Source organism: Saccharospirillum alexandrii (genome assembly GCF_043641555.1).
Lineage (GTDB): Bacteria > Pseudomonadota > Gammaproteobacteria > Pseudomonadales > Natronospirillaceae > Saccharospirillum > Saccharospirillum alexandrii_A.
Genome location: NZ_JBHZRJ010000007.1, coordinates 1 through 16,031 on the forward strand (window position 1 = coordinate 1; position 16,031 = coordinate 16,031).

Annotated in this window: 13 protein-coding genes and 1 tRNA gene; all 14 read right to left on the reverse strand. The window is 55.1% G+C overall.

Annotated features, from left to right (window positions below):
• A partial coding sequence (locus ACHUE7_RS20560) for a GTP-binding protein (RefSeq protein ID WP_394171708.1) occupies positions 1 to 98 on the reverse strand: 98 nt, incomplete at its 3' end.
• A 30-nt stretch (positions 99 to 128) separates the two neighbouring features.
• Entirely contained in the window at positions 129 to 2,228 is a 2,100-nt protein-coding gene (fusA, locus tag ACHUE7_RS20565) for an elongation factor G (protein WP_348483158.1), read from the reverse strand.
• Positions 2,229 to 2,266: 38 nt separating this feature from the next.
• Positions 2,267 to 2,740: a 30S ribosomal protein S7 gene (gene rpsG / locus ACHUE7_RS20570; RefSeq protein WP_127560806.1), complete on the reverse strand. Its 474-nt coding sequence runs from the start codon at positions 2,738 to 2,740 to the stop codon at positions 2,267 to 2,269.
• A gap of 121 nt (positions 2,741 to 2,861) precedes the next feature.
• A complete protein-coding gene (gene rpsL, locus ACHUE7_RS20575) occupies positions 2,862 to 3,236 on the reverse strand; it encodes a 30S ribosomal protein S12 (protein ID WP_028671300.1) in 375 nt (124 codons plus the stop codon).
• 122 nt (positions 3,237 to 3,358) lie between these two features.
• Positions 3,359 to 7,555, reverse strand: coding sequence for a DNA-directed RNA polymerase subunit beta' (gene rpoC / locus ACHUE7_RS20580; RefSeq protein ID WP_394171709.1), 4,197 nt, complete (start codon positions 7,553 to 7,555; stop codon positions 3,359 to 3,361).
• Between the two features lie 87 nt (positions 7,556 to 7,642).
• Positions 7,643 to 11,725: a DNA-directed RNA polymerase subunit beta gene (gene rpoB / locus ACHUE7_RS20585; protein WP_394171706.1), complete on the reverse strand. Its 4,083-nt coding sequence runs from the start codon at positions 11,723 to 11,725 to the stop codon at positions 7,643 to 7,645.
• A 317-nt stretch (positions 11,726 to 12,042) separates the two neighbouring features.
• Complete coding sequence (rplL, locus tag ACHUE7_RS20590) at positions 12,043 to 12,417, reverse strand: 50S ribosomal protein L7/L12 (protein ID WP_127560803.1); 375 nt, start codon at positions 12,415 to 12,417, stop codon at positions 12,043 to 12,045.
• A 51-nt stretch (positions 12,418 to 12,468) separates the two neighbouring features.
• Positions 12,469 to 12,999 carry a 50S ribosomal protein L10 gene (rplJ, locus tag ACHUE7_RS20595; RefSeq protein WP_213676704.1) on the reverse strand — a complete coding sequence of 177 codons (531 nt, stop codon included), beginning with the start codon at positions 12,997 to 12,999 and terminating at the stop codon, positions 12,469 to 12,471.
• A gap of 298 nt (positions 13,000 to 13,297) precedes the next feature.
• Positions 13,298 to 13,993 (reverse strand): 50S ribosomal protein L1, encoded by a 696-nt coding sequence (gene rplA / locus ACHUE7_RS20600; protein WP_348483156.1) that lies wholly within the window; start codon positions 13,991 to 13,993, stop codon positions 13,298 to 13,300.
• Positions 13,993 to 14,427 carry a 50S ribosomal protein L11 gene (gene rplK, locus ACHUE7_RS20605; RefSeq protein WP_348483155.1) on the reverse strand — a complete coding sequence of 145 codons (435 nt, stop codon included), beginning with the start codon at positions 14,425 to 14,427 and terminating at the stop codon, positions 13,993 to 13,995. Before rplK ends, rplA begins: the two co-directional genes overlap by 1 nt.
• Before the next feature lie 107 nt (positions 14,428 to 14,534).
• A complete protein-coding gene (gene nusG / locus ACHUE7_RS20610) occupies positions 14,535 to 15,071 on the reverse strand; it encodes a transcription termination/antitermination protein NusG (protein ID WP_394171707.1) in 537 nt (178 codons plus the stop codon).
• Between the two features lie 10 nt (positions 15,072 to 15,081).
• On the reverse strand, positions 15,082 to 15,450 hold the full coding sequence (gene secE, locus ACHUE7_RS20615) for a preprotein translocase subunit SecE (RefSeq protein ID WP_213676702.1): 369 nt from the start codon (positions 15,448 to 15,450) through the stop codon (positions 15,082 to 15,084).
• Positions 15,451 to 15,528: 78 nt separating this feature from the next.
• Positions 15,529 to 15,604 (reverse strand) — tRNA-Trp (locus ACHUE7_RS20620).
• Between the two features lie 313 nt (positions 15,605 to 15,917).
• Positions 15,918 to 16,031: EF-Tu C-terminal domain-related protein (locus ACHUE7_RS20625; RefSeq protein ID WP_463559195.1), on the reverse strand; the 114-nt coding region annotated here is incomplete at its 5' end.

Below are 16,031 nucleotides of genomic sequence, written 5' to 3' on the forward strand. Positions count from 1 at the left end.
GTCAGCGCCGCGGTCAAAGTAGTTTTACCGTGGTCAACGTGACCGATGGTGCCGACGTTTACGTGCGGCTTGGTACGTTCAAAAGTAGCCTTAGACATGGTGTCTTCCTCTAAGTTAGCTCAAAAAGATCAAGACTTCTTGATAATTTCTTCAACGATGTTCATCGGGGCTTCTTTGTAGCCTGAGAATTCCATCACGTAAGAGGCACGGCCCTGAGACATGGAACGCAGGTCCGTAGCGTATCCGAACATTTCGGACAGTGGCACCTCAGCATTGATGATCTTGCCCGACGGGCTGTCTTCCATGCCTGAAACTGTGCCGCGACGACGGTTAAGGTCGCCCATAACGTCGCCCATGTAGTCTTCCGGTGTTACCACCTCAACTTTCATCATGGGCTCAAGCAAGGCCGGGCTTGCCTTTTCCTTCAACTTCTTAACAGCCATTGAGGCAGCCACTTTAAAGGCCATCTCGTTGGAGTCAACGTCGTGATAGGAACCGTCATGCAGAGTGGCCTTCATGCCGAGCAATGGGTAGCCCGCCAGAATACCGTTCTTCATTTGCTCCTGGATACCTTTCTCAACCGCAGGAATGTATTCCTTCGGTACGGTACCACCAACGATTTCGTTGACGAAAACCAGCTTTTCAGCGTTTTCGTCTTCAGCCGGCTCAAACTTGATCACAACGTGACCGTATTGACCGCGACCGCCCGACTGCTTGGCAAACTTGGAGTCGATATCGCAAGCGTTGCGAATACGCTCGCGATAGGCCACCTGAGGGGCACCCACGTTTGCTTCAACTTTAAATTCACGCTTCATCCGGTCGACCAGAACGTCCAGGTGCAATTCACCCTGGCCGCCAATGATGGTCTGGCCGGTTTCTTCGTCGGTACGAACCGTAAATGACGGGTCTTCCTGAGCCAGCTTGCCCAGAGCAATACCCATCTTTTCCTGGTCGGCTTTCGACTTCGGCTCAACGGCAACGTGAATCACCGGATCCGGGAAGTCCATGCGCTCCAGAGTAATCGGGTTGGCCGGGTCACACAGAGTGTCACCTGTGGTCACGTCCTTCATACCGATCAGAGCGCCGATGTCACCAGCCAGCAACTCTTTGATCTCTTCGCGGTTGTTGGCGTGCATCTGAACCATACGGCCGACGCGCTCGCGCTTGCCTTTCACAGCGTTCAGTACCTGGTCGCCACTCTTCAATACACCACCGTATACACGTACGAAGGTCAATGTACCAACGAAGGGGTCGGTAGCGATCTTGAACGCCAGGGCGTTGAATGGCGCATCGTCGTCGACTTTAACCGCTTTAACGGTTTCGCCGTCTTCCAACAAACCTTCAATCGCACGCACCTGAGTCGGTGACGGCATGTATTCGATAACGCTGTCCAGTACGGCCTGAACGCCTTTGTTTTTAAAGGCAGAACCACAGTGAGTCAGAACGATTTCACCCGCCAGTGTGCGCAGGCGCAAACCGGTCTTGATGTCGTCTTCTTCGAGGGTTTCAGACTCCATGTACTTTTCCATCAGCTCATCGTTGGCTTCAGCAGCAGCTTCAACCATCTGAACACGGAACTCTTCGGCTTTTTCCTGCAGATTGGCCGGAATGTCTTCCAGCTCAAAGGTCATGCCCTGGTCTTCTTCATTCCAGATAATGGCCTTCATCTTAATCAGGTCAATCACGCCAGCGAAGTCGTCTTCTGCACCGATCGGAATCTGGATCGGCACCGGGTTCGCACCCAGACGCTCTTTCAATTGCTTAACAACGCGATAGAAGTCAGCGCCGGCACGGTCCATCTTGTTGACGAACACCATGCGCGGAACTTCGTAACGGTTAGCCTGACGCCAAACAGTCTCAGTCTGCGGCTGCACGCCTGAAGAACCACACAGTACGACTACGGCACCGTCGAGTACCCGCAGAGAACGCTCAACTTCAATGGTGAAGTCAACGTGTCCCGGGGTGTCGATGATATTGATGCGGTGTTCATCGAACTGCTTAGCCATGCCTTGCCAGAAACAGGTGGTAGCAGCCGAGGTAATGGTGATACCCCGCTCCTGCTCCTGCTCCATCCAGTCCATGGTGGCGGCGCCATCATGCACTTCACCGATCTTGTGCGACAAGCCGGTGTAAAAAAGTACGCGCTCGGTAGTCGTCGTCTTACCGGCGTCTACGTGCGCGACGATACCAATGTTACGGTACCGGTTAAGCGGAGTTTTACGAGCCACAACTCTTTCTCCTTAACAGAAAATGTTTGCTCTAAAGCTTAGAAACGGTAATGAGAGAATGCTTTGTTGGCTTCGGCCATACGGTGCACATCTTCACGCTTCTTGATCGCAGCACCCTTGCCTTCGGCAGCATCCAGCAGTTCACCGGCCAGACGCTGACCCATGGATTTTTCACCACGTTTACGGGCAGCATCAACCAACCAGCGCATAGCCAGCGCTTCACGGCGAGACGGACGCACTTCGACGGGCACCTGATACGTGGCACCACCGACACGGCGGGATTTTACTTCGACCATCGGCGCAATAGAATCCAGGGCCGTTTCGAACATGGCGATTGGATCCTGATCGGACTTCTTCTCTTTGACGATGTCCAGGGCACCATAGACGATACGCTCGGCAACAGACTTTTTGCCGTCGTACATGACATGGTTCATAAATTTGGCCAGTTGCGTGTTCCCAAACTTGGGATCTGGCAGTACTTCACGCTTTGCAGCAACGCGTCTTCTTGGCATTGATAAGCCCTCAAATAGGTCTTCAGGCAATTCTGGGATGAGCAGTCGTCCGACTCTTTCGACGCTTCGACAACGGCACCCAGCCTTACTCTTATCCTGAGACTGAATGAATCAAATTAAATTAGCCCTTAGGCCGCTTGGTACCGTACTTGGAACGAGCCTGCTTCCGGTTGGCAACACCTGAGGTATCCAGTGAGCCACGAACGGTGTGGTAACGAACACCTGGCAAGTCTTTAACACGACCGCCACGGATCAGTACAACCGAGTGCTCTTGCAGGTTGTGACCTTCACCGCCGATGTAAGATGACACCTCGAAACCGTTAGTCAGTCGTACACGACAGACTTTACGCAGAGCCGAGTTCGGCTTCTTCGGGGTAGTTGTGTACACACGAGTGCATACACCACGACGTTGCGGGCAGCCTTCCAGGGCCCGAACATCGCTTGCGACCGCTTTGCGCTTGCGCGGCTTGCGGACGAGCTGGTTAATTGTAGCCATTAAAGCCTCTCTAAAAGTTCACTTCTCATTACACGACAGCACCCGGATGGCGAGCCAACCGGGTCCTGTAGGGAGCGCGCATTTTAGTGATCGCGCAATTCTTAGTCAACGTAAGCGTGTGCTTACTTGTTGAGCGCCTGACTGAGCGCCGCTTCGACATCGGATGCACTGATCGATGGTTTTTCACCGGTGCGCTCCAGACGTTTACGACGACGTTCAGCGTGATAGGCCAGGCCTGTACCCGCCGGAATCAGTCGACCAACGACCACATTCTCCTTCAGGCCGCGCAAGTAATCGCGCTTGCCAGTGACCGCACCTTCGGTCAGTACCCGGGTGGTTTCCTGGAAGGACGCCGCCGAGATAAAGGATTCTGTCGCCAGAGAGGCCTTGGTGATGCCCAGCAGAACACGTTCGAACCGTGCTTCCTGCTGATCAGCAGTGACAGCCTTCTCATTCGCTTCAAGCAACTGGTTGAATTCAACCTGGTCGCCTTTGATGAAGTGTGTGTCACCGTTGTCCAGTACCATGGCCTTGCGCAGCATCTGACGCACAATCACTTCAATGTGCTTGTCGTTAATGGTTACGCCCTGCAGACGGTAGACTTCCTGGATTTCGTCAACGATGTAACGCGCCAGCGCCTCGACACCCCGGACCCGCAAGATATCGTGCGGGTTCATCGGGCCGTCAGAGATCACTTCACCTTTTTCAACCTGTTCGCCTTCGAAGACGTTCAACTGACGCCACTTGGGAATCAGCTCTTCGTAGCCGTCCGAACCGTCGGTTGGGGTGATCACCAGGCGTTTCTTGCCTTTGGTTTCCTTGCCAAAACCCACGGTACCGGAGATTTCCGCCAGAATGGCAGCTTCTTTCGGCTTACGGGCTTCGAACAAGTCGGCCACACGCGGCAGACCCCCGGTGATGTCGCGGTTACCCGAGGTTTCCTGCGGAATGCGGGCAATTACGTCACCAACCTTGATCACGTCACCATCCGACAAACTCAGGAACGAGCCGTCCGGCAGGAAGTACTGAACCGGCTGATTGGTGTTGCCAATCATGATCTCATTGCCTTCCGGGTCCAGCAGCTTGACCAGCGGGCGAATTTCCTTACCGGCCGCATTACGCTGACCCTGGGGAATCACCTCGATGGTGCCGACACCGGTCAGTTCATCGATCTTGCGGTTGGTGGTGATGCCTTCGTCCATACCGATGAAGGCAATCTTACCGTTCGACTCACCGATGATCGGGTGAGTGTGCGGATCCCACTTGGCCACGATTTGGCCGGCTTCCACCGCCGCACCGTCGTCGACGCTGATCACAGCACCATAAGGCAGCTTGTATTTCTCACGCTCACGACCGTGCTCGTCGGACACCGCCAGTACACCGGAACGGCTAACAGCAACCAGGTCACCATCGGCCCGGGTTACGGTCTTCAGGTTACGCAGCGATACTTTACCGCCATGCTTGACCTGAACACTGTCTGCCGCGGTGGCACGGGAGGCCGCACCACCGATGTGGAAGGTCCGCATCGTCAGCTGGGTACCCGGCTCACCAATCGACTGGGCAGCGATAATACCGACCGCCTCACCGATGTTGACCCGGTGACCACGCGCCAGGTCACGCCCGTAGCACTGGGCACAGAGACCGTAGCGGGTGTTACAGCTGATCGCCGAACGGATCTTGACCTGGTCAACACCCCATTCGTCGAGCTTCTTGACCCAGGCTTCGTCGAGCATGGTGCCAGCTGGTACCCAGGTTTCCTGACTGACCGGATCGATCACGTCAGTAGCAACCACACGACCCAGCACCTGCTGACCCAGACCCAGAACGACGTCGCCGCCTTCAATGATCGGTTCAACGATAACGCCTTCTTCGGTGCCGCAATCTTCTTCGGTGATCACAACATCCTGAGCCACGTCGACCAGGCGGCGTGTCAGGTAACCGGAGTTCGCCGTTTTCAGTGCCGTATCGGCCAGACCTTTACGCGCACCGTGGGTCGAGATGAAGTATTCACCAACCGACAAGCCTTCCCGGAAGTTGGCCTTAATCGGGTTTTCGATGATCGAGCCGTCCGGCTTCGCCATCAGGCCACGCATACCGGCCAGCTGACGAATCTGGGCCGGGCTACCCCGGGCACCGGAGTCGGCCATGATGTAAACCGAGTTGAACGATTCCTGCTCAACTTCTTTTCCATCACGGTCGGTTACGGTCTCCTTGGAGATGCCTTCCATCATCGCACGGGCGATCTGATCGTTGGCACGGGACCAGATATCGACCACCTTGTTGTACTTCTCGCCCTGGGTCACCAGACCCGCAGCAAACTGCTCTTCGATGTCCTGAACTTCGGCCTCGGCCTTGCCCAGAATCTCGAGTTTGGCTTTTGGAATAACAAAGTCATTCACACCAATGGACGAACCGGAACGGGTAGCGTAGCTGAAGCCCATGTACATGATCTGGTCAGCAAAGATCACCGTGTCTTTCAAACCAACACGACGATAGCACTCGTTCAACAGGCCACTGATCGCCTTCTTCTTCATCGCCTGATTGACCAGCTCGTAGGGCAGGCCATCGGGAACGATCGAATACAGGATAGAACGGCCAACGGTGGTATCGACAATGGAGGTCGCATCAATGGCTTCGCCTTCACTGTTTTCATACACCTGACGCAACCGAACTTTAACCTTGGCTTGCAGGGCGACTTCACCGGCACCGTAGGCGCGCTGAACTTCTTCGATGTTCGAGAACACCATGCCTTCACCCTTGGCGTTAACGCGCTCACGGGTCATGTAATACAGACCCAGAACCACGTCCTGTGACGGCACGATGATCGGCTCGCCACTGGCCGGAGACAGCACGTTGTTGGTCGACATCATCAGCGCACGCGCTTCGAGCTGGGCTTCCAGCGTCAGCGGTACGTGAACAGCCATCTGGTCACCGTCGAAGTCGGCGTTATAGGCCGCACACACCAGGGGGTGCAGCTGAATTGCCTTGCCTTCGATCAACACCGGTTCAAACGCCTGGATACCCAGACGGTGAAGCGTCGGCGCCCGGTTCAACATGACCGGGTGCTCGCGAATCACCTCGTCCAGGATGTCCCAGACAACGGCTTCTTCACGCTCAACCATTTTCTTGGCGGCCTTGATGGTGGTCGCCAGGCCACGGTGCTCCAGCTTGCTGAAAATAAACGGCTTGAACAGCTCCAGCGCCATTTTCTTCGGCAGACCACACTGGTGCAGACGCAGAGTAGGACCCACCACGATCACCGAACGACCGGAGTAGTCTACGCGCTTACCGAGCAGGTTCTGACGGAAACGACCCTGCTTGCCTTTGATCATGTCGGCCAGTGACTTCAGCGGACGACGGTTCGAGCCGGTAATGGCGCGACCGCGACGGCCGTTGTCGAGCAGGGCATCAACCGATTCCTGCAGCATGCGCTTTTCGTTACGCACGATGATGTCCGGTGCCGCCAGCTCAAGCAGACGCTTGAGACGGTTGTTCCGGTTGATCACCCGACGATACAGATCGTTCAGGTCCGAGGTCGCAAAACGGCCGCCATCGAGCGGTACCAGCGGACGCAGATCCGGTGGTAGCACAGGCAGAACCGTCATCACCATCCACTCGGGCTTGTTGCCTGATTTCTCAAAGGCTTCAAGCAACTTCAGGCGCTTCGACAGCTTCTTGATCTTGGTTTCAGAGTTGGTCGCCGGGATTTCCTCACGCAATTGCGCGGTTTCACCGACCAGGTCGATGCTGTCCAGCAACTTCTGAATTGCCTCGGCACCCATACGGGCGTCAAAGTCATCACCAAACTCTTCAATGGCTTCGTAGTATTCTTCGTCGGTCAGCAGCTGACCTTTCTCCAGACTGGTAAGGCCCGGATCGATAACGACAAAGCTCTCGTAATAGAGGATGCGTTCGATATCACGCAGCGTCATGTCCAGCATCAAACCGATGCGTGACGGCAGTGATTTCAGGAACCAGATGTGGGCAACGGGTGCGGCCAACTCGATGTGACCCATGCGCTCGCGACGCACCTTGGCCTGAGTGACTTCAACACCACATTTTTCACAAATCACGCCGCGATGCTTGAGGCGCTTGTACTTGCCACACAGGCACTCGTAATCCTTGATAGGACCAAAGATGCGAGCACAGAACAGGCCATCACGTTCCGGCTTGAAAGTCCGGTAGTTGATGGTCTCAGGCTTCTTCACCTCGCCAAAAGACCAAGACCGGATCATGTCCGGTGAGGCCAGGCCAATGCGGATCGAGTCAAACTCTTCCGACTGGCCCTGAGATTTCAACAGATTCAGCAAATCTTTCATCATTCAGCTCCGAAAGGAGTGGCTTTAGGCGGCCAACGGCCGCCCAACCGTCGTCAGACACGGACCGGTTTCCCGGCCCGCCCGACCTTACTCTTCGTTTTCCAGTTCCATATCGATGCCCAGCGAGCGGATCTCTTTAACCAGTACGTTAAAGGATTCCGGCATGCCCGGTTCCATCCGATGGTCGCCGTCCACGATGTTCTTGTACATCTTGGTCCGGCCGTTCACATCGTCCGATTTCACCGTCAGCATTTCCTGCAGGGTATAGGCGGCACCGTAGGCTTCCAGGGCCCACACTTCCATCTCACCGAAGCGCTGACCACCGAACTGCGCCTTACCACCCAGCGGCTGCTGGGTAACCAGGCTGTAGGAACCAGTCGAACGGGCGTGCATCTTGTCGTCGACCAGGTGGTTCAACTTCAACATGTACATGTAACCGACGGTGGTCCTGTTTTCAAAGGCCTCACCGGTACGACCGTCCCAGAGTTGGATCTGTCCGCTGTCATCCAAACCTGCCAGACGCAGCAACTCTTTGATCTCTTCCTCTTTGGCACCGTCGAACACCGGTGTCGCGATGGGTACCCCGCCGCTGACGTTCTTCGCCAGTTCAAGGATTTCCGCATCGGAGAAGTCTTCCAGGGTTTCCTTGCGGATGCCCCGGCCGGACTTATTGTAGACCTCATCCAGGAAGCCGCGAATTTCGCTGACTGCCTTCTGGTCACGAACCATGTCGTTAATGCGCTTGCCCAGACCCTTGGCGGCCGCACCCATGTGCGTCTCCAAAATCTGACCAACGTTCATCCGCGACGGTACGCCCAACGGGTTAAGTACGACATCAACCGGCTCGCCCTGGTCATCAAACGGCATGTCTTCAACCGGCATGATCACCGAGATCACACCCTTGTTACCGTGACGACCAGCCATCTTGTCACCAGGCTGGATCTTGCGCTTGACCGCAACGTAGCACTTGACGACTTTCAGTACGCCGGGCTGCAGATCGTCTCCGCTCTGCAACTTGCGCTTTTTGTCTTCAAAGCGTGCATCCTGGTCGTCTTTGCGCTCTTTCAGCTGGGCTTCGGCTTTCTCCAGCATTTCTGCCAGGGCCTCATCCTGCAAACGCAGTTTGAACCAGTCTTCACGCGGCAGCTCAGCCAGGTAGGCTTCAGTCAGGGTATCCCCTTTCTTCAGCGACGGGCCGCCGGCAACGGTTTGACCGACCAGGTTGGCCTGCATCCGTTCAAAGACAGTGTCTTCGACGATGCGGTACTCGGCGTTCAAGTCCTTGCGGAACTCGGCCAGTGCCATCCGCTCGATGTCTTTGGAACGCTGATCGCGCTCGACACCGTCACGGGTGAACACCTGGACGTCGATAACCGTACCGACCATGCCGCCTTTAACACGCAGCGAGGTGTCTTTTACATCCGACGCTTTTTCGCCAAAGATAGCGCGCAGCAGCTTCTCTTCCGGGGTCAGCTGGGTTTCGCTCTTCGGCGTCACCTTACCAACCAGGATGTCACCCGGGCCAACTTCGGCACCGATGTACACCACACCGGACTCATCCAGCTTGTTCAGCGCCGACTCGCCCACGTTCGGGATGTCAGCGGTGATCTCTTCAGCACCCAACTTGGTATCGCGGGCGATACAGGTCAGTTCCTGAATGTGGATGGTGGTAAAACGATCTTCCTGAACCACCTTCTCCGACACCAGAATGGAGTCTTCGAAGTTGTAACCGTTCCAGGGCATAAAGGCGATGCGCATGTTCTGGCCCAGTGCCAGCTCACCCATATCGACTGAAGGTCCGTCGGCCAGAACATCGCCCCGCGCTATGGACTCGCCCTGATGGACGATGGAGCGCTGGTTGATACAGGTGTTCTGGTTAGAACGCGTGTACTTGGTCAGGTTATAGATATCCACGCCGGCATCGCCGCCCTGGATTTCATCTTCATTAACCTTGATCACGATGCGCGACGCATCGACGTACTCAACATAACCGCCACGCTTGGCGGTTACACAGACGCCGGAGTCAATCGCCACACTGCGCTCAATACCGGTACCCACCAGCGGCTTGTCAGCACGCAGGGTCGGCACGGCCTGACGCATCATGTTTGAACCCATCAATGCGCGGTTGGCGTCATCGTGCTCCAGGAACGGCACCAGGGCCGCTGCAGCCGAGACCACCTGACGCGGTGATACGTCCATCATGTCCACGTTGGCCAGTGGCGCCATGGTGAATTCGTTCTGGTGACGCACCTGAACAAACTCACCCACGATGTTGTCGTTATCGTCCAGCGGCACGTTTGCCTGAGCAATGGTGTGCTTGGCTTCATCAATGGCCGACAAGTAGACGATGTCACTGGTCACCTTACCGTTGTTGACACGGCGGTAGGGTGTTTCCAGGAAACCGTAGCTGTTGGTACGGGCATAGGTCGACAGGGAGTTAATCAGACCAATGTTCGGACCTTCCGGCGTCTCAATCGGGCATACCCGACCGTAGTGCGTCGGGTGTACGTCGCGCACTTCAAAGCCGGCACGTTCACGGGTCAGACCACCGGGGCCCAATGCGGAAACACGACGCTTGTTGGTAATACCGGACAGCGGGTTGTTCTGATCCATAAACTGGGACAGCTGGCTGGAACCAAAGAATTCCTTGATCGCAGCGGCTACCGGTTTGGCATTGACCAGATCCTGAGGCATCAGGCCTTCGCTTTCAGCCATGGACAGACGCTCGCGCACGGCGCGCTCAACCCGTACCAGACCAACACGGAACTGGTTCTCAGCCATCTCACCCACAGAGCGAACCCGACGGTTGCCCAAGTGGTCGATGTCGTCAACCATGCCATTGCCATTACGGATTTCGATCAGCGTCCGCAGTACGTCTACGATGTCTTCGTTGCTCAGCGTGCCTTCGCCTTCTTCGCCTTCACGGCCCAGACGACGGTTGAACTTCATCCGGCCAACGCCACTCAGATCGTAGCGTTCGCTGCTGAAGAACAGGTTCTGGAACAGCGTTTCAGCTGATTCTTTCGTCGGCGGCTCGCCAGGGCGCATCATGCGGTAGATTTCTACCAGCGCTTCCAGCGGCGTGCTGGTCGGATCGTTTCGCAGTGTGTCTGAAATATAGGGACCGCAATCCAGATCGTTGGTGTACAACAGATCGACTTGCTTCAATTTCAGTTCGCGAACTTTCTCGAGGATCTCAAGGCTGACTTCATCGTTACAGTTAGCGAAGATTTCGCCACTGGTCGGATCAACCAGATCGGTCGCCAGCGCCTTGCCCAGCAGGTATTCATCGGGCACGACCACGGTGTCGATGCCGGATTTCTCCAGCTGACGAATGTGGCGCGCAGTAATACGGCGGCCGTCTTCAATGAGCACAGTGCCGTCTTTGTCCTTGATTTCGAAGGCAGCCGTTTCGCCACGCAGGCGCTCGGACACAATCTTCATCTCGAACTTGTCACTTTTCAGCTTGAACTCGGACCGCTCGAAGAACATGTCCAGAATTTGCTGATTGGTGTATTCAAGCGCACGCAGCAGAATCGTCGCCGGCAATTTACGACGACGGTCGATACGTACAAATACCTGGTCCTTCGGATCGAATTCGAAGTCGAGCCAGGAACCACGGTAAGGAATCACCCGGGCAGAATACAACAGCTTGCCGGACGAGTGGGTCTTGCCCTTGTCGTGGTCGAAAAAGACACCCGGTGAACGGTGCAGCTGGGATACAACAACACGCTCGGTACCGTTAACGATAAAGGTACCGTTTTCAGTCATCAGGGGCATTTCGCCCATGTAGACTTCCTGCTCTTTGATGTCCTTGATGGCCTTGCTGGGCGACTCTTTATCGTAAATAATCAGCCGGACTTTGACCCGCAGCGGAGCTGCATAGGTCACGCCACGCAGTTGGCACTCTTTGACGTCGAAGGCCGGGATACCCAGCTTGTAACTGACGTACTCTAAAGCGGCATTGCCAGAATAACTGACAATTGGAAATACGGACTTGAACGCTGCATGCAGCCCACTGTCCTGTCGTTCGGCCGCATCGGTCTCGGCCTGTAAAAAGTTACGGTAGGAATCCAGTTGTATTGCCAGCAGGTATGGGATGTCCATCACCGGCTTCAATTTGCTGAAATCCTTACGGATACGCTTTTTCTCGGTGTAAGAGTATGCCATCAGCAATCCCCAGCTTGTTCACCACGGTGGGTCTGAGCGGTTGACGGTCAGGGTCGGTGACGACCGTTGCCCGCCATTCGGTAATGCGATGATTGCCAGACGTCAACAATCATCCCGAAATCTGTCGCTTCCTGCGCTCCTCCTCTTATCGGAGGCCCCTGGCGTTTGCCATCGTCCTGACGGATCGATGCGGTCAATCCGCCTTACTTAATCGGGGTGCTCAGAAACTTTTGCTTCTGAGACACGAAAAGGCCGACGGCCAATGGCCGCCAGCCAATTCGACTGAATTGCCTAATTGCAATCCAGAACCATCGAAGTTACTTAACTTCCACGGTTGCGCCAGCTTCTTCCAGCTTGGCTTTGATCTGCTCAACTTCGTCTTTGCTGGCAGCTTCTTTAACTGCAGCAGGAGCGCCGTCAACCAGACCTTTGGCTTCTTTCAGGCCAAGACCGGTGATTTCACGAACAACCTTGATCACGTTAACTTTCTTCTCACCAGCAGAAGTCAGGATAACGTCGAATTCAGTTTGCTCAGCAGCGGCTTCACCCGCAGCAGCCGGACCGGCAGCAACAGCAACAGCAGCCTGGGCAGAAACGCCAAACTTCTCTTCCATTGCTTCAACCAGAGCTACAACGTCCATTACAGACATTTCAGCAATGGCGTTCAAGATATCTTCATTGGACAGTGCCATGTTACTAATCTCCAAAAATTCTCAAAAATGTTCAAACAAGGTGCGTAACAATTACGCAGCTTCTTTTTTCTTGTCGGCAACAGCCGCCATAACACGGGTGATAGAGGATGGTACCTCGTTGAGCGTACGCGCCAGCTTGGTAACCGGTGCCAACGTAACGTTGGCCAGCATTCCCAGAGCTTCGTGACGCGTCGGCAATTTCGCCAGACGATCAATTTGGTCCGCACCCATCAGTTCACCACCAACGGCCAGCGATTTCACTTCGAACTTTTCAACGTCTTTCGCGAAGTCTTTGAAAAGTCGAGCGGCAGCACCCGGGTCTTCCATAGAGAAGGCCAGCAGAGTCGGTCCGACCAAAGCGGGATGAGCCACTTCGTACTCGGTACCTTCAAACGCACGCTTGGCCAGAGAGTTCTTGACCACACGTACGAAGATTTTCTGCTCACGGGCCTGCTTACGCAGGTTATCCATATCTGCAACGGTTACACCGCGGGCATCCGCGATCACCAGAGACAGAGCGTTGGCAGCAACTGCATTCACCTCGGTGACAATGGCTTTCTTGTCTTCGAGATTCAGCGCCACAATCTTTCTCCTACTATTTTCTGGCTTAGCCAGGCTCAAATGAGCCTGTCACCATCGAAGGTCCGAAGACCCTGTGTTTTGACCCCCTTCGAGGTCAACGGTGGTAGGATCCAGCCCAATAAAAACCGAATCGGGGTCCACCGTCTGCGTAGGACATTAAGGGAACCGGGCGTCAACGATTCATAAAACCTCAGCCCTGAACCCACCTACGGTCTTTGACAATTCCCGCGAGTTTAACACCCGCAGGAACCCCAAAGTCCTGTCGCGCCGCCCATCTAGCTAAAGGCGACGACTTAAATCAGATAGTCAGCGAGCTCTGATCGATCGCAATGCCAGGACCCATGGTCGAGGACACAGAGATTTTCTTCAGATACACACCTTTGGCAGAAGACGGCTTCAGACGCTTAAGATCAGCGATGATAGCTTCTGCGTTTTCTTTAATTGCGTTCGGCTCAAACGCCACCTTGCCAATGCAAGCGTGGATGATGCCGTTCTTGTCAGTACGGAAGCGTGCCTGACCCGCCTTGGCGTTCTTGACCGCAGTCGCAACGTCTGGCGTCACGGTACCAACTTTCGGGTTTGGCATCAGGCCGCGAGGACCCAGTACCTGACCCAGCTGACCAACAACGCGCATGGCATCCGGAGAAGCAATAACAACACCGAAGTTCAGATCGCCGCCCTTGATTTGCTCGGCCAGATCTTCCATACCGACGACATCGGCACCGGCTTCCTTCGCTGCTTCAGCGTTAGCACCCTGGGCGAATACCGCGATACGCACGTCTTTACCGGTGCCGTTCGGCAGCACGGTAGAGCCACGAACGTTTTGGTCCGATTTACGAGCGTCGATGCCGAGATTCACGGACAGATCAACAGACTCTGCGAATTTGACGGTTGACAGCTCTTTCAACAGGGCAACGGCGTCTTCGATGCTGTATACCTTGGTTGCGTCAACTTTTTCGCGCGCGACTTTGGCGCGCTTGCTCAGCTTAGCCATTACTCAACACCCTCTACATTCAGACCCATGCTGCGAGCAGAACCCGCAATCGTACGAACCGCTGCATCCATATCGGCCGCTGTCAGGTCGGGATCCTTGGTGGTGGCAATCTCTTCCAACTGAGCACGGGTCACAGTACCGACCTTCTCAGTATTGGGGCGACCTGAACCGCTCTTGATGCCGGCTGCTTTTTTCAGCAGAACCGCGGCAGGCGGGGTCTTGGTAATAAAGGTGAAGCTGCGGTCACTGTATACAGTAATAACAACAGGAATCGGCAGACCCGGCTCAATGCTCTGAGTCTCGGCGTTGAACGCCTTACAGAATTCCATGATGTTCACGCCATGCTGACCCAGAGCCGGACCTACCGGGGGGCTCGGGTTGGCTTGACCTGCCTTCACTTGCAGCTTGATATAAGCATTAACTTTCTTGGCCATGATAACCTCTCATTTGGGTGGTAACGCCGCTAGGCTCCCCGTCAAACATTACAGACAACAAAGCCCCGAAGCCGAATCGACCCCAGGGCATGCAGCCTGCCTGCGCATCAGGTCATTTTTTCGATCTGGGTAAACTCCAGCTCGACCGGGGTTGCCCGACCGAAAATCGATACCGAGACCTGCACCCGGTTCTTCTCATAATTCACTTTCTCGACAGTCCCGTTGAAATCTGCAAAGGGACCATCGTTGACCCGAACCACTTCGCCCGGCTCGTAAATTGTTTTCTGGGTCGGCTTGTCGACCCCTTCCTTGACGCGCTGCAAGATACCATCAGCTTCGCGACTCGTCAGCGGCGCCGGCTTTTCCGGTGTACCACCAATAAAGCCCATCACCCGGGGAATCTCTTTCACCAGGTGCCAGGTGTCGTCATCCATTTCCATTTCAACCAGGACGTAACCCGGGTAAAACTTGCGCTCACTCTTACGCTTCTTGCCGTCGCGCATTTCAACGACAGACTCTGTCGGCACCAGGATCTCACCAAACCTGTCCTGCATGCCTTTCAATTCAACCTGCTCCTGCAAGGAAGCAGCAACGCGCTTCTCAAAGCCTGAATAGGCGTGAACTACGAACCAGCGCTTGGCCATATCGATCTCCTTAACCAATAATCCGGGATACAACCAACCCCAGCAGAGAATCGACACCCCAAAGAATCAGAGCAACCACCAATACGACACCGATCACAACAAGACTGGTTTGGGTGGTTTCCTGCCGTGTCGGCCAGACGACCTTGCGTACTTCTACCCAGGCCTCTTTGCGCAACCGGTTAATGTACTTGCCACGTGCCGTTGTCAGCGCGATCCCGACCGCAACCAGGGACACAAACACGACCGCCAGCGCGCGAACCAACATGGACTGGTCGCCAAAATAGAAGTTACCACCGATAACCGCAATCATCAGCGCGGCAACAACGATCCACTTAATCCAATCTAGGGCGGTATTATTCGACTCAACCTGAGCGTTCATGCGGTGGACACCTTAACTCTGGATAAATTCAGTGCTGCGTCTTCCCAGCACTGCAACTGTGAATCTTGGGCGCTTTAATGGCAGGCCAGGAGGGACTCGAACCCCCAACCCCCGGTTTTGGAGACCGGTGCTCTACCAATTGAACTACTGGCCTGTAAAGCAACTGGGCGGCGGATTCTATGCTAACTACCGCGCAGTTTCAAGCACTTAGGTGGCTTTTTTCAGGAAACGAACGAACCCTGGGGCATCGCTTCCATCCGACCAGCCCGATACACCTCCAACAGTGATCGAAACCGCTCAAACTCCCTAAACACACCGACCTACCCGAAGGTAGAGCGGATTTTAGCCGGAAACAGAGCTCCGGCGGCAGGATACAAGGCGCCCTGGGCGCCTTGTAGCTGTTAGCTATAAGCTGCGAGTTACGAGTTTTTACTAACCGCTCGCAGCTCTCAGCTCGAAGCTAATCTTTACTCAATGATCTTCGCTACAACGCCTGCACCTACAGTACGGCCGCCTTCACGAATCGCGAAACGCAGACCTTCGTCCATCGCGATCGGGGCGATCAGGGTAACGTCCATCTT

Bases quoted from the DNA above. Each gene is read 5' to 3' on its own strand.
- rpsG (WP_127560806.1), bottom strand. From the start codon at position 2,740: ATGCCAAGAAGACGCGTTGCTGCAAAGCGTGAAGTACTGCCAGATCCC.
- rpsL (WP_028671300.1), bottom strand. From the start codon at position 3,236: ATGGCTACAATTAACCAGCTCGTCCGCAAGCCGCGCAAGCGCAAAGCG.
- rpoC (WP_394171709.1), bottom strand. From the start codon at position 7,555: ATGAAAGATTTGCTGAATCTGTTGAAATCTCAGGGCCAGTCGGAAGAG.
- rpoB (WP_394171706.1), bottom strand. From the start codon at position 11,725: ATGGCATACTCTTACACCGAGAAAAAGCGTATCCGTAAGGATTTCAGC.
- rplL (WP_127560803.1), bottom strand. From the start codon at position 12,417: ATGGCACTGTCCAATGAAGATATCTTGAACGCCATTGCTGAAATGTCT.
- rplA (WP_348483156.1), bottom strand. From the start codon at position 13,993: ATGGCTAAGCTGAGCAAGCGCGCCAAAGTCGCGCGCGAAAAAGTTGAC.
- rplK (WP_348483155.1), bottom strand. From the start codon at position 14,427: ATGGCCAAGAAAGTTAATGCTTATATCAAGCTGCAAGTGAAGGCAGGT.
- nusG (WP_394171707.1), bottom strand. From the start codon at position 15,071: ATGGCCAAGCGCTGGTTCGTAGTTCACGCCTATTCAGGCTTTGAGAAG.
- secE (WP_213676702.1), bottom strand. From the start codon at position 15,450: ATGAACGCTCAGGTTGAGTCGAATAATACCGCCCTAGATTGGATTAAG.